At 71.2% G+C, this 12,498-nt stretch carries 8 protein-coding genes; 5 read left to right on the top strand and 3 right to left on the bottom strand.

What is annotated here, in order from left to right; all coding sequences use genetic code 11:
* Nucleotides 1–77: 77 nt before the first annotated feature.
* The gene (locus ACF1GV_RS00140; RefSeq protein ID WP_391676501.1) at nucleotides 78–566 is read left to right on the top strand and encodes a MarR family winged helix-turn-helix transcriptional regulator; all 489 of its coding nucleotides are present in this window, start codon (nucleotides 78–80) and stop codon (nucleotides 564–566) included.
* Between the two features lie 229 nt (nucleotides 567–795).
* Here the strand turns inward: ACF1GV_RS00140 and ACF1GV_RS00135 are convergent, their stop codons facing one another.
* Complete coding sequence (locus ACF1GV_RS00135) at nucleotides 796–1,221, bottom strand: ankyrin repeat domain-containing protein (protein ID WP_391676499.1); 426 nt, start codon at nucleotides 1,219–1,221, stop codon at nucleotides 796–798.
* A gap of 53 nt (nucleotides 1,222–1,274) precedes the next feature.
* Here ACF1GV_RS00135 and ACF1GV_RS00130 point away from each other — a divergent pair, with 53 nt between their 5' ends.
* On the top strand, nucleotides 1,275–2,228 hold the full coding sequence (locus ACF1GV_RS00130) for an ADP-ribosylglycohydrolase family protein (RefSeq protein WP_391676498.1): 954 nt from the start codon (nucleotides 1,275–1,277) through the stop codon (nucleotides 2,226–2,228).
* Between the two features lie 100 nt (nucleotides 2,229–2,328).
* Here the strand turns inward: ACF1GV_RS00130 and ACF1GV_RS00125 are convergent, their stop codons facing one another.
* Nucleotides 2,329–2,955: a TetR/AcrR family transcriptional regulator gene (locus tag ACF1GV_RS00125; RefSeq protein WP_391676497.1), complete on the bottom strand. Its 627-nt coding sequence runs from the start codon at nucleotides 2,953–2,955 to the stop codon at nucleotides 2,329–2,331.
* Nucleotides 2,956–3,114: 159 nt separating this feature from the next.
* Here ACF1GV_RS00125 and ACF1GV_RS00120 point away from each other — a divergent pair, with 159 nt between their 5' ends.
* The 3 genes from ACF1GV_RS00120 to ACF1GV_RS00110 all read left to right on the top strand — a co-directional run bounded on the left by ACF1GV_RS00120 (nucleotide 3,115) and on the right by ACF1GV_RS00110 (nucleotide 6,656).
* Nucleotides 3,115–4,032, top strand: coding sequence for an ABC transporter permease (locus tag ACF1GV_RS00120; protein WP_391676495.1), 918 nt, complete (start codon nucleotides 3,115–3,117; stop codon nucleotides 4,030–4,032).
* A gap of 34 nt (nucleotides 4,033–4,066) precedes the next feature.
* On the top strand, nucleotides 4,067–4,894 hold the full coding sequence (locus ACF1GV_RS00115) for an ABC transporter ATP-binding protein (RefSeq protein ID WP_391678410.1): 828 nt from the start codon (nucleotides 4,067–4,069) through the stop codon (nucleotides 4,892–4,894).
* A 118-nt stretch (nucleotides 4,895–5,012) separates the two neighbouring features.
* A complete protein-coding gene (locus ACF1GV_RS00110; RefSeq protein WP_391676494.1) occupies nucleotides 5,013–6,656 on the top strand; it encodes a serine/threonine-protein kinase in 1,644 nt (547 codons plus the stop codon).
* 72 nt (nucleotides 6,657–6,728) lie between these two features.
* On the opposite strand, the gene ACF1GV_RS00105 is transcribed toward ACF1GV_RS00110, so the two are convergent.
* The gene (locus ACF1GV_RS00105; RefSeq protein WP_391676492.1) at nucleotides 6,729–11,681 is read right to left on the bottom strand and encodes an NAD-glutamate dehydrogenase; all 4,953 of its coding nucleotides are present in this window, start codon (nucleotides 11,679–11,681) and stop codon (nucleotides 6,729–6,731) included.
* Nucleotides 11,682–12,498: the final 817 nt, after the last annotated feature.

Genomic DNA, 12,498 nt, shown 5'->3' with positions numbered 1-12,498 from the left:
ACTTAGTGACGCACAACTTCATGGGGTCGCGCTCTACTGTCCACAACTCAATGACTCGACAGAGCTACCCTGGACCCATGACCTCGACCACCCCGCCCCCCGCCGAGCAGGAGGACTGGCTCCGCCTGGACCGCCAGATCTGCTTCTCCCTGCACGCCGCGTCCCGCGCCTTCAACGGCGTCTACCGCGTGATCCTCAAGGACCTGGGGCTCACCTACCCGCAATACCTGGCGATGCTGGTGCTGTGGGAGCGGGGCGAGCTGCCCGTCAAGAAGCTCGGCGAACACCTGCGCCTGGACTCCGGCACGCTCTCGCCGCTGCTGAAGCGGCTGGAGGCGGCCGGCCTGGTCCGGCGCGAGCGCGACGCCCAGGACGAGCGGTCGGTCCGGGTGCGGCTCACCGAGGAGGGCACGGCACTGCGCGAGCGTGCCCTTCAGGTGCCGCGCAGGATCATGGCCTCCACCGGCTTCGACCTCGACGAGATCCGCGAGTTGCGCAGCCGTCTCGACCGGCTGACGACGGCGCTGGACGGGGCGGCGCACGAGGAGAGCGCTTCTCAGGGCTAGGGCCTCTCGTTTGGATCATGCCGGGCTCGCGGGGTCTGGCACCGCGCCTCGCCGCGTTGTCGTCGGTTGCCATGGCTCCGCCATGGCGCCCTCCTCCGCCTTGCGATCCACGGCACCAGACCCCGCTCCCTGATCCGGCCGGATCCAAACGAAAGACCCTAGCCGGCCCGAATCGCCCCCGACAGGCGCCGGACCCCGGACCGCGCGCTGAGCAACGCGTCCTGGCCGCCTAGCCGGCTGCCTCCTCAGCTCCGGCGGCCCGCAGCACGGCGGCCGTCTCGTCGTATCCCCCGGCAAGGGCCCACCGCAGGGGCGAGTGACCGGTCCCGCCGTCCTCGCGGAGTTGGGGGTCGGCACCGCCGTCGAGCAGGGCGCGTACCGTCTCCGTATGTCCCCAGCAGGCGGCCCCGCACAGGGGCGTACCCTCGCTGCCCCGCCCGCTCTCGGCATCCGGTGGCGCACCGGCCGCGAGCAGCAGCCGCACGGCACCGGCCTCGCCGTTTACCGCCGCGGCGTACAGGGGCGTGGTGCCGTCGGCATCGGGCAGCTCCGGCGAGGCACCGGCCCGCAACAGGGCTCCGGCCCCGGCCACGTCCCCCAGCATGGCGGCCGCCACGAGCCGCCTGGTCAGCTTCTTCTGCCGTCGCCTGTTCACGAGCGGGGACGCTAGGCGAGGGCGGAGCGCGTCGTCGACTGTATTCTCCGCCGATGCCCCACGACACAGCCCGCGCGGAGCGTGCTCTCGGCGCCGTCCTCGGTTCCGCTGTCGGCGACGCCCTGGGTGCGCCCTTCGAGTTCGGATCGGAGGGCGCCTTCTCGGCGCGCTTCCCGCACGCCGGGCACGGCGCGGAGATGTGCGGGGGAGGCGGCTGGGACCCCGGGGAGGCGACCGACGACACGCAGATGGCGGTGCTGACCGGGCAGTCCCTGCTGGAGTGCGGCAGGCTCGACCTGCCGGACATCTTCCACCGCTTCCGGCGCTGGGCGGCGGCCGAACCGAAGGACATCGGCCTGCAGACGGAGGCGGTGCTGAGCAGCGGCGACCCGTGGGACACCGCCGCAGCCCTGCATTTCCGGATGAACGGGCGCGCGGCGGGCAACGGCGCGCTGATGCGGGCCGCCCCGCCGGCCGTGTACTTCGCGTCCCGGGGCCGCGAGGCCACCTGGGACGCTGCCCGCCGCATCGCCGCCCTCACCCACGGGGACCGGGCGGCATGGGAGGGCACGGCCGTCTATCACGAGCTCATCCGCGTCGCCCTGGCCGGCGGCGACCCGCTCACCGCCGTGCCGGACGCGCTGGACGCCGTACACCCCGATCACCGGGAGCGCTACGCCGTCGTACTCGCCCCCGACTGGCACCCCGGCGACGCCACGGAGTTCAACGGCGCGGTCTGGCCCTGTCTCGGGTCCGCCGTCTGGGTGCTGCGGACCACCTCCGGGTACGAGGACGCCGTCCGCGCCGCCGTGGACCTCGGCGGCGACACCGACACCGTCGCCGCGGTGACCGGTGGCCTCGCCGGAGCCGTGTACGGCCGTGCCGCGATCCCCGAGCGCTGGCTGGAGCCGCTGCACGTGCCGCTGCCCGGATTCGGCGACCGCGTGCTGCGCACGCCGGAGCTGACCGAACTCGCCCTCGGGCTGAACGCGGGGACCGGGTCCTGACGCCTGGAGCGCCCCGGCGTCACGGGCCGATGCGCTCGCCCGAGTTCCTCGGGCGGGGTGGGTGCCCCAGACCCACCCCACTCGCTGCGAGCGGCGGAGCCTACAGCGCCCGCAGTGCTCCCGCCGTGCTGCGGGCCAGGGCGTCCAGGTAACCCTTGGGCAGCTGGGGGCTGCGGATGACGACCGAGCGCCAGTACAGGGGGCCGGAGATCAGGTCGAGGGCCAGGTCCTCGTCGATGCCGGCGCGGATCTCGCCGCGCCGCTGGGCCGCCGCGACGATGCCGCTGGCCACGCCCTCCTGGCCCTCCCGCAGGGTCTTCTGCATGGCCTCGGCGATGTCCGGATTGCGCGCCGCCTCCGCCTGGAGGTCGGGGATGATCTGCGAGGCCACCGGGTGGCGCAGGGCGCGCGAGGTCACCTGGTACAGCAGCCGCAGATCGCCCTCCAGCGTGCCCGTGTCCGGCACCGGCAGGCCCATCACCGCGAGCGCCGACACCACGTCGAGCACCAGGTGCAGCTTGGAGCGCCAGCGCCGGTAGACCGCTGTCTTTCCCACGCCCGCCCGCCGGGCGATGCCCTCGATGGACATGCGCGCGTAGCCGACGGCCGCGAGCTCCTCGAAGACGGCCAGCCTGATGGCCTCCGTCACGTCCTCGCGGAGTACGGCGGCGCCGGCGGGAGCCCGGCGGCGCGCAGGCGTCTGGGGCCCGTCGGCGTTCGTCGTCATACGAACAGCATATGCCGTCACGACGAAACGGTTGCGTCCCGACGTCTGATGGGCCTACGCTCGCGTTACGACGCTACGGTCTCGTCCCGACGTAAGAACCGGGATAGAGAACCGTAAGGAACGACGGGAAGACCCCCGCCCCGAACGAAAGCAGCGGATGTGAGCCAGGCCCTCGACACACCGCCCCCGACCTCGAAGCCGGCCGCCCCACCCGACCTCGCGGCGCTCGCCGCCCGCCACGGCCTGTCGGTCAGCGGCGCGCGCCCCTCCCTGCCGGAGTACGTCCGCCAGCTGTGGGCGCGCCGCCACTTCATCACCGCCTTCGCCACCGCCAAGCTCACCGCCCAGTACAGCCAGGCGAAGCTGGGCCAGGTGTGGCAGGTGATGACCCCGCTGCTGAACGCGGCGGTCTACTACTTCATCTTCGGTGTGCTGCTCGGCACCAAGCACGGCGTCGCGGACTACATCCCGTTCCTGGTCACCGGCGTGTTCGTGTGGACCTTCACGCAGAGTTCGATCATGGCCGGCACCCGTGCCATCTCCGGCAACCTCGGCCTGGTGCGCGCCCTGCACTTCCCGCGCGCCGCGCTGCCGATCTCCTTCTGCCTCCAGCAGCTCCAGCAGCTGATGTTCTCCATGGCCGCGCTGCTGGTCATCCTGCTGTGCTGCGGCGTCCCGGTGACCCTGTCGTGGGTCCTGCTCATCCCGGCGCTGGTCCTGCAGTTCGCGTTCAACGCGGGCGTGTCGATGATCATGGCGCGAATGGGCGCGAAGACCCCGGACATCGCCCAGCTGATGCCGTTCCTGCTGCGCACCTGGATGTACGTGTCCGGCGTCATGTGGAGCATCCAGAAGACGGTCGGAAACAACGACGTACCGCACTGGGCCGTGACCGCCCTGCAGTGCAACCCGGCCGCCGTCTACATCGACCTGATCCGCTTCGCCCTCATCGACACCTTCCACGCGAACCAGCTGCCGCCGCACGTGTGGGCGATCGCGACGGGCTGGGCCCTGCTCGCCGGCGTCGGCGGCTTCATCTACTTCTGGAAGGCAGAGGAGACCTACGGCCGTGGCTGACACCCTCCTGAACGGCACCCTGGCCGACGACCTCCTGCGCGACGCCGTGGCCGACGGCTTCCCGAGCGCCGGCGAACCGGCCCCCACCGTCGTCGTCGACCACGTCGACATCGTCTACCGGGTCAACGGCACCGGTGCCGGACGCGGCAGCGCCACCGCCGCGCTCAACCGCATCCTGCGCCGCGGCAAGGCCGAGAAGGCGTCGGGCGTGCGCCGGGTGCACGCCGTGAAGAACGTCTCCTTCGTCGCGTACAAGGGCGAGGCGATCGGCCTCGTCGGCACCAACGGCTCCGGCAAGTCCACCCTGCTCAAGGCCGTCGCCGGCCTGCTGCCGGTGGAGCGGGGCCGTATCTACACCGACGGCCAGCCCTCCCTGCTCGGCGTCAACGCCGCCCTGATGAGCGACCTGACCGGGGAGCGCAACGTCTACCTCGGCGGCCTCGCCATGGGCATGTCCCGCGAGCAGATCAAGGCCCGCTACCAGGAGATCGTCGACTTCTCCGGGATCAACGACAAGGGCGACTTCATCTCCCTGCCGATGCGCACCTACTCCTCCGGCATGGGCTCCAGGCTGCGCTTCTCCATCGCCGCCGCCAAGGACCACGACGTCCTCCTCATCGACGAGGCCCTGGCAACCGGTGACGCCCGCTTCCAGAAGCGTTCGGCCGAACGCATCCAGGAGATGCGCAAGCAGGCCGGCACGGTCTTCCTCGTCAGTCACAGCAACGCCTCGATCCGCGAGAACTGCGGCCGCGTGCTGTGGCTGGAGCGCGGCGAACTCCTCATGGACGGCCCCACGGAGGAGGTCCTTAAGGAGTACGAAGCCTTCACCAAGGGCGGCAAGAAGCCGAAGCCCGCCTAAGGCCAACGCCGCCAGGCCGCCCGGAACTTGAAACCCCGCGCGGTGCCCGGCCGCCCTCCGCTATCCTCGCCGCCAAGACGATCAAGGGAACGGGGGCGCGGTCGGCATGGCGGCGGACGTGACAGGTGAACCGCTGCGGGCCGAGGACCCGCGGGAGATCGCCGGGTACCGGCTGCTCGCCCGGATCGGCGAGGGCGGCATGGGCACCGTCTACCTCTCCCGTACCCGCGGCGGCCAGCCCGTCGCGCTGAAGGTCATCCGGCGCGACTTCGGCGGCGACCCGGGCTTCCGTGCCCGCTTCGAGCAGGAGGTCCAGGCGGCCCGCAGGGTCCAGGGCTACCACGTCGTCCCGGTCGTCGACCACGACACCACCGGCGAACGGCCCTGGCTCGCCTCCGTGTTCGTCCCCGGCCTGCCCCTGCACGAGGCCCTCGCGGCACACGGCCCGCTGCCGCTGCCGGCCGTCCTTCAGCTCGTCGGCGCCACCGCGCGGGCGCTGACCGCGATCCACTCCGCCGGCATCGTGCACCGCGACCTCAAGCCCAGCAACATCCTGCTGAGCAACCAGGGCCCGTACGTCATCGACTTCGGCATCGCCCGCGCCGCCGACGCCACCCAGCTCACCGTGTCCGGCGGTGTCATCGGCACCCCGCAGTTCATGTCGCCGGAGCACGCCCTCGGCGAGGCGGTCGGACCCGCCACCGACGTCTTCTCACTCGGTTTGATCGCCGCCGTCGCCGCGACCGGCCGCCATCCCTACGGCGACGGCGGCGCCCTCACCCTCGCCGCCCAGATCGCCAACACGGCCGTACGCCCGCCCCGCCTGGACGCCCACGACGAGCGGCTCCGCCCGCTTCTTGAGCGCTGCCTGGCCGCCGACCCCGCCGCCCGCATCGGCACCGAGGAACTGGCCGCGCTGTGCCAACAGGCCGCGGGCCGCCCCCTGAACGACTTCACCGGCTGGCTCCCAGAGCCCCTCGCCGCCGACCTCGCCGTGCGCGAACGGGCCGCCCTCACCCCGCCGCCGGAGCCGACCGTCGCCGATCAGGGGCCGCAGGGGCCGACGCCGCCCCACGGTCCCACCTTCGCCGGCGCCCCGACCATGGCCCCGCCCCCACCGACGTACGCTCCGCCCGCCCCACGGCGCTCCCGTACCGGGCTCCTCGTCGCCGGCGCCGCCGTGGCCGTCGTCCTCGCGGTGGGGGTGACCTGGGCGCTGGCCACCTCGCACGGCACGTCGGACGAGGGGCGGGGGCAGGGTGACGGCAAGCAGTCGGAGCAGCCCACGCACTCCGCCACGCCGCCGAGTCCGGACCCCACGGTCTCCGACTCGGGCACCCCGTCCCCCGACTCCGGATACACCGCCGTGTTCACCGACCGGACCTTCGCCCTGCGCTCCCCCGGCCCGGTCGCCGTCGTCCAGGCCGACCTCGACATTCCCAAGGTGCACGGCACGTCGGACATCACGTCGGGCAACGAGATCGAGCTCGACGAGGTGTCGGGCGGACGGTGGTCGTTCAAGACGCCCTGGGGCAAGAGCGCCGGCACCACGCCGGAGCAGTGCCTGGAGGGCGCCCGCGGCAATGTCCTGCCCGCCCAGATCGAGGCCGAGGACCTGCGCACCACCATCCCGGTCGGCACCGTCCTGTGCACCGAGACCGACGAGGGCAACCTCGCCATGCTGAAGGTCACCGACATCACCGCGGGCGCGGGCGACCTCCCCGACTACGCCACCAAACTCACCCTCTTCAAGCAGCGCTAGCCGGGGCGCGTACACGAACGGGGGCGCCCCGGGCCGAACCGGCCCGGGGCGCCCCCTTCGGCGCAGATGTCCCTACGCGTGCGCGCGCAGCAGAGTCCGCATCGTGCGCATCGCCACCGACAGGTTGGCGAGGTCGAAGGCGTCCGAGCCCTGGATCTCCTCCAGCGTGGTGCGCGCCCGCCCCAGGATCGGCGCGTTCTTCTGCTCCCACAGCTCGAAACGCTGCTCCGGGGTGGACGTGCCGTTGCCGACGGCCAGGACGTCCGCGGTGAGCGCCGCGTGCGCCGCGAAGAGGTCCTCGCGGATCGCCGCACGGGCCATCGACTGCCAGCGGTCGTTGCGCGGCAGCTCGATGATGCGGTCCATCAGCTGCGTGATGCCGAGCCGGTCGGCGAGGTCGTAGTACACCTCGGCGACGTCCAGCGGCTCCTTGCCCATGCGGTCGGCGATCGAGACGATGTCCAGAGTCGGGAACGCCGAGGAGAACCCGGCGACCCGCGTGGCCAGCTCGTCCGGCACGCCGGCGCGGGTCAGCTCGTCGTAGATCTGCTCGTACCACTCGAGGTCGTCGCCCCGCAGCAGCTTCGGCAGCTCCTGCCACACGTGCTCGACGCGCTCGGCGAAGAAGTCCACCGTCTCGCGCAGCTGCAGCGGCTGCGGCCGGTTGTTCAGCAGCCAGCGCGTGCCGCGCTCGACCAGACGGCGCGAGTGCAGCCGGATACGGGTCTGCACCGCGGCGTCGACCTTGTTGTCCAGCTCCTCCACCGCGTCCCACACGATCCCGGAGCGGAAGATCACGCGAGCCGCGGTCTGCGCCCGGACGATCTCCTCCAGCGACGCGCCGGTCTCCTCGCGCAGACGGTGCAGATACGTCGTACCGCCCGTGTTGACGGTGTCGTTGACCAGCACGGTCGTGGTGATCTCACGGCGCAGCGGATGGCCGTCGATGCGGTCGGTGAACTTCTCGCGCAGCGCGGTCGGGAAGTAGCAGTGCAACAGCTCGCGCAGGTACGGGTCGTCCGGCAGCGAGGTCGCCAGCAGCTCCTCGGACACCGTGATCTTCGTGTACGCCAGCAGCACGGCCGTCTCCGGGCCGGTCAGGCCCTGGCCCTGCGCGAGGCGCTCGCGGATCTGCCGGTCGGTGGGCAGGAACTCCAGCGCCCGGTCCAGGTGGCCCTCGCGCACCAGGTGGCGCAGGAAGCGCTGCTGGGCGTGGAGCATGTCCTTGGACTGGGCGAGGGCGTTGGCGATCGCCGTGTTCTGCGCGTAGTTGTTGCGCAGCACGAGGTGGCCGACCTCGTCGGTCATTTCCGCGAGCAGCTTGTTGCGCTGCTTGACGGTCATGTCGCCGTCCGTGACGAGGCCGTTGAGCAGGATCTTGATGTTCACCTCGTGGTCGGAGGTGTCCACGCCCGCGCTGTTGTCGATGGCGTCGGTGTTCACCTTGCCGCCGTGGTGCGCGAACTCGATCCGGCCCAGCTGGGTCAGACCCAGGTTGCCGCCCTCGCCGACGACCTTGACCCGCAGGTCCGCGCCGTCGACACGGATCGCGTCGTTGGCCTTGTCGCCGACGTCGGCGTGCGACTCCGTGGAGGCCTTGACGTAGGTGCCGATGCCGCCGTTCCACAGCAGGTCCACCGGCGCCTGGAGGATCGCCTTCATCAACTCGGCCGGGGTCAGCTTGGTGACGCCCGCCTCGATACCGAGGGCCTCGCGGATGTGCGCGTTGACCGGGATCGACTTGGCGCTGCGCGGGAAGATGCCGCCGCCCGGGGACAGCAGCTCCTTGTTGTAGTCCTCCCAGCTCGAGCGCGGCAGGTCGAACAGACGGCGCCGCTCGGCGTAGGAGGTCGCCGCGTCGGGGTGCGGGTCGATGAAGATGTGCCGGTGATCGAACGCGGCGACCAGGCGGATGTGCTCGCTCAGCAGCATGCCGTTGCCGAACACGTCACCGGACATGTCACCGACGCCGACGACCGTGAAGTCCTCGCTCTGCGTGTCCACGCCCAGTTCGCGGAAGTGCCGCTTGACCGACTCCCAGGCACCGCGGGCGGTGATGCCCATGCCCTTGTGGTCGTAGCCCGCGCTGCCGCCGGAGGCGAAGGCGTCACCGAGCCAGAAGTTGTACGACTGCGCGACGTCGTTGGCGATGTCGGAGAACGTCGCCGTGCCCTTGTCGGCGGCGACCACCAGGTAGGTGTCGTCCTCGTCGTGCCGCACCACGTCCTTGGGCGGGACGACCACGCCCGCGACCATGTTGTCGGTGATGTCGAGCAGCGCCGAGATGAACGTCTTGTAGCTGGCGACGCCCTCGGCCAGCCACGCGTCGCGGTCCTCGGCCGGGTCGGGCAGCTGCTTGGCGACGAACCCGCCCTTGGCGCCGACCGGCACGATGACGGTGTTCTTCACCATCTGCGCCTTGACCAGGCCGAGGATCTCCGTGCGGAAGTCCTCACGCCGGTCGGACCAGCGCAGACCACCACGGGCGACCTTGCCGAAGCGCAGGTGCACGCCCTCCACACGCGGCGAGTACACCCAGATCTCGAACGCCGGGCGCGGCGCCGGGAGGTCCGGGATGGCCTGCGGGTCGAACTTCATCGACACGTACGTGTGCGGCGTGCCCGCGTCCGTCTTCTGGAAGAAGTTGGTGCGCAGGGTCGCCTTGATGACCGTGAGGAAGGAACGCAGGATGCGGTCCTCGTCCAGGCTGGCCACCTGGTCGAGAGCGGCGTCGACCTCCTCCAGCAGGGCGTCGATCAGCTCGAGACCGGCCTTCTGCCGCTCCGGCGCCATCCGCGCCTCGAACAGCGAGACGAGCAGCCGCGTGGTGTGGACGTTGTTGCGGAGGGTGTCCTCCATGTAGTCCTGGCTGAAGGTGGAACCGGCCTGCCGCAGGTACTTCGCGTACGCCCGCAGCACCATCGCCTGCCGCCAGGTCAGCCCGGCGCTCAGCACGAGGGCGTTGAAGCCGTCGTTCTCCGCCTTGCCGGTCCAGGTGGCGGCGAAGGCGTCCTGGAAGCGCTCACGGGCATCGTCGCCGAGGTAGTCGGCGCCGCTCACCGCCTTCGGCATGCGCAGACCGAAGTCGTAGATCCACGCCACGGACCGGTCCGCGCAGCGCAGCTCGTAGGGCCGCTCGTCCATCACCTCGACGCCGAGCTGCGCCAGCACCGGCAGCACCTTCGACAGCGAGATGGACTCGCCCTTGCGGTAGATCTTGAAGCGGCGCTCGTCCTGCGCCGCGCCCACCGGCTCGTACAGGCTGAGCGAGAAGTCCTTCTCCTTGTCCAGCGCTTCGAGGTGGACGAGGTCGGCGACCGCGGAGCGCGGGCTGTGGTCGGCCTTGTAGCCCTCGGGGAAGGCGTTGTTGTAGCGGCGCAGCAGCTCGGCGGCGTGCTCCTCGCCGAACTCGGCGTTCAGCGCCTCCGCGAACCCGTCCGCCCAGGAGCGGGCCGCCTCCACCAGGCGGGTCTCGATGCGCTCCTTGTCGCTGTCGCTCAGCTCCGACAGTTCGGTGCCCGGCGCGACACGGACGACGAAGTGCAGGCGGGACAGGATGGACTCGGTGTTCCAGGCGGTGAAGTCGACGCTGATGCCGCCGAGCTCCTCCTTGAGGATGTCGATGATCCGCAGCCGCACCCCGGTGGTGTAGCGGTCGCGGGGCAGATAGACCAGGGCCGAGTAGTAGCGGCCGTACTCGTCCTGCCGAAGGTACAGCCGCAGCCGGCGGCGCTCCTGCAGGTACAGCACGGACGTGACGATGGGCTGGAGTTCCTCGGCCGGCATCTGGAACAGCTCGTCGCGCGGGTAGGTCTCCATGATCTGGAGCAGGTCGCGCCCGTCGTGGCTGTTCGGGGAGAAGCCGGCGCGCTGCAGCACCTCGTCCACCTTGCGGCGGATGACCGGGACACGCAGCACGGACTCGGTGTAGGCGGCCGAGGAGAACAGGCCGAGGAAGCGGCGCTCACCGACGACGTTGCCGTCCGCGTCGAACTTCTTCACACCGATGTAGTCCAGGTACGACGGCCGGTGCACGGTCGCGCGGCTGTTGGCCTTGGTCAGCACGAGCAGCTTGTGCTCGCGCGCCTTGGCGCGGGCGTCGGCGGGCAGCCGCTCGAAGGACGGGCTGACCGGGTGCTGGTCGTCGTCGGCGTGGTGCGGGTCGGAGCGCAGGATGCCGAGCCCGGTGCCGGGGACGGCGGCCAGGGAGTCGTCCTCGCGCAGCTGGTACTCGCGGTAGCCGAGGAAGGTGAAGTGGTTCTGGGACAGCCAGCGCAGCAGCTCGCGGGCCTCCTCGACCTGCTGCTCGGGCAGGTCGGCGGGGCGGGGCTCGTCGGCCAGGCCGTCGGCGAGGCGGGCCGAGGCGTCCCGCATCTTCTCCCAGTCCTCGACGGCCTCACGCACGTCGGACAGCACCCGCAGCAGGTCCGCGGTGATCTGCTTGAGGTCGGCGCGGTCGGTCTCACGGTCGATCTCGACGTGGATCCAGGACTCGATGTGCGCGTCGTGCGGCAGGTCACCGGACGGCGGGGTGGTGAGGACCTCGATCAGCTTGCCGGTGACGTCGCGGCGCACCACGACCTGCGGGTGGATCACGACGTGGATGCCGCGGCCCTGGCGGGTGAGCTCGTTGGTGACCGAGTCGACAAGGAAGGGCATGTCGTCGGTGACGACCTCGACGACGGAGTGGCTGCACGTCCAGCCGTTCTCGTCGACCGTCGGCGTGTGCACGCGGACGCTCGCCGTGCCCTGGGGGCGGTTCTCGGCCAGGCGGTAGTGCGAGTAGGCGGCACCGAAGACGTCGACCGGGTCGCGGTCGACGAGGTCCTCGGGCGCGGTGTGCAGGTAGTAACGCTGGAGGAACGCGAGTACGGTCTCCCGGTCCGTGGTGCCCGTGCCCGGGGTGTCCGGGGAGCCCTCGGCCGTGGTCCCGGTCGGAAGGTGCCCCCCGACCGGGCTGTTCTCAGCGACCCGGGCCGCCCGTTCGAGCAGCTCGGCCTTGGCTTCGTCCAGCTTGGTCTGCATTGTCCTCTGGCTCCTGTCGCGCGCCGTTGCGTGACGTAGAAGGAAGTACGGTCTCCGCCCTTCCGACGTGACGCCGAGACGCGGGGTGTCCGGTCTGTTCCGACGCTATGCCGCAAGGTGAGATGAGTGGGGGGATATCGGCCATGTTCAACACACCCGCAACACGGGACGCCGTTTCGCGTGCCGCCTGCTTCGGGGATGTGTCCGGCGTCCTGGGAGCCCTTGGGGCCCCGACCCGCCCGTGAAGACCAGCGACCGCCGCCCGGTCACGGATGTCGTCCGTGCTCGCCGGGCGCAGGGCAGGGGCAACACTGCCCCCGCGAGCTATCGCGCTGATCACGCCACCAAGGCTATCGCTCCTTACCGGGGGCCCGTCATGAGCCGTATGTGTACAAATCCAGGGGTGGAAGTTTGACGTTCTGCACAGGGGCTGGAGGGTGGTGGGTGACGTAGGTACGAAATCCGCAGCGGCCCGCGTTGCGCAACCGACGGCAAGCGCCCCGGCCGGCACCAACCGACGGCAACGGCCCCGCCGAGGCCGGGCAACGCCACGCACCGCGTCCCCGTCCTCGCGTTCGTCCGGCAGCACCAGACACAGCGTCCGCCCGGCAGAGCCACGCACCGCGCCCACCGACCCGCCGAGGTCCCGCAGCTCCCCGCGCCGCGTGAACCCGCCGCGGCCCGGAAATCCGCGCTGCCCGAATCCGCCACGGCATCCGGGACGGAATCCGCACGCAATCCGGCGCGTCCCCCTTGGCAAGACCGCCCCGGCGAGGCACGTTGCCCTTGGAAGCCACTGCCCCGAGGGGAGCGCAGC

The sequence above is a fragment of the Streptomyces sp. NPDC014006 genome (genome assembly GCF_043088925.1).
Classification (GTDB): domain Bacteria; phylum Actinomycetota; class Actinomycetes; order Streptomycetales; family Streptomycetaceae; genus Streptomyces.
The sequence above is the reverse complement of the archived record's forward strand: the minus strand, read 5'-3'. Positions and strand labels throughout refer to the sequence as shown.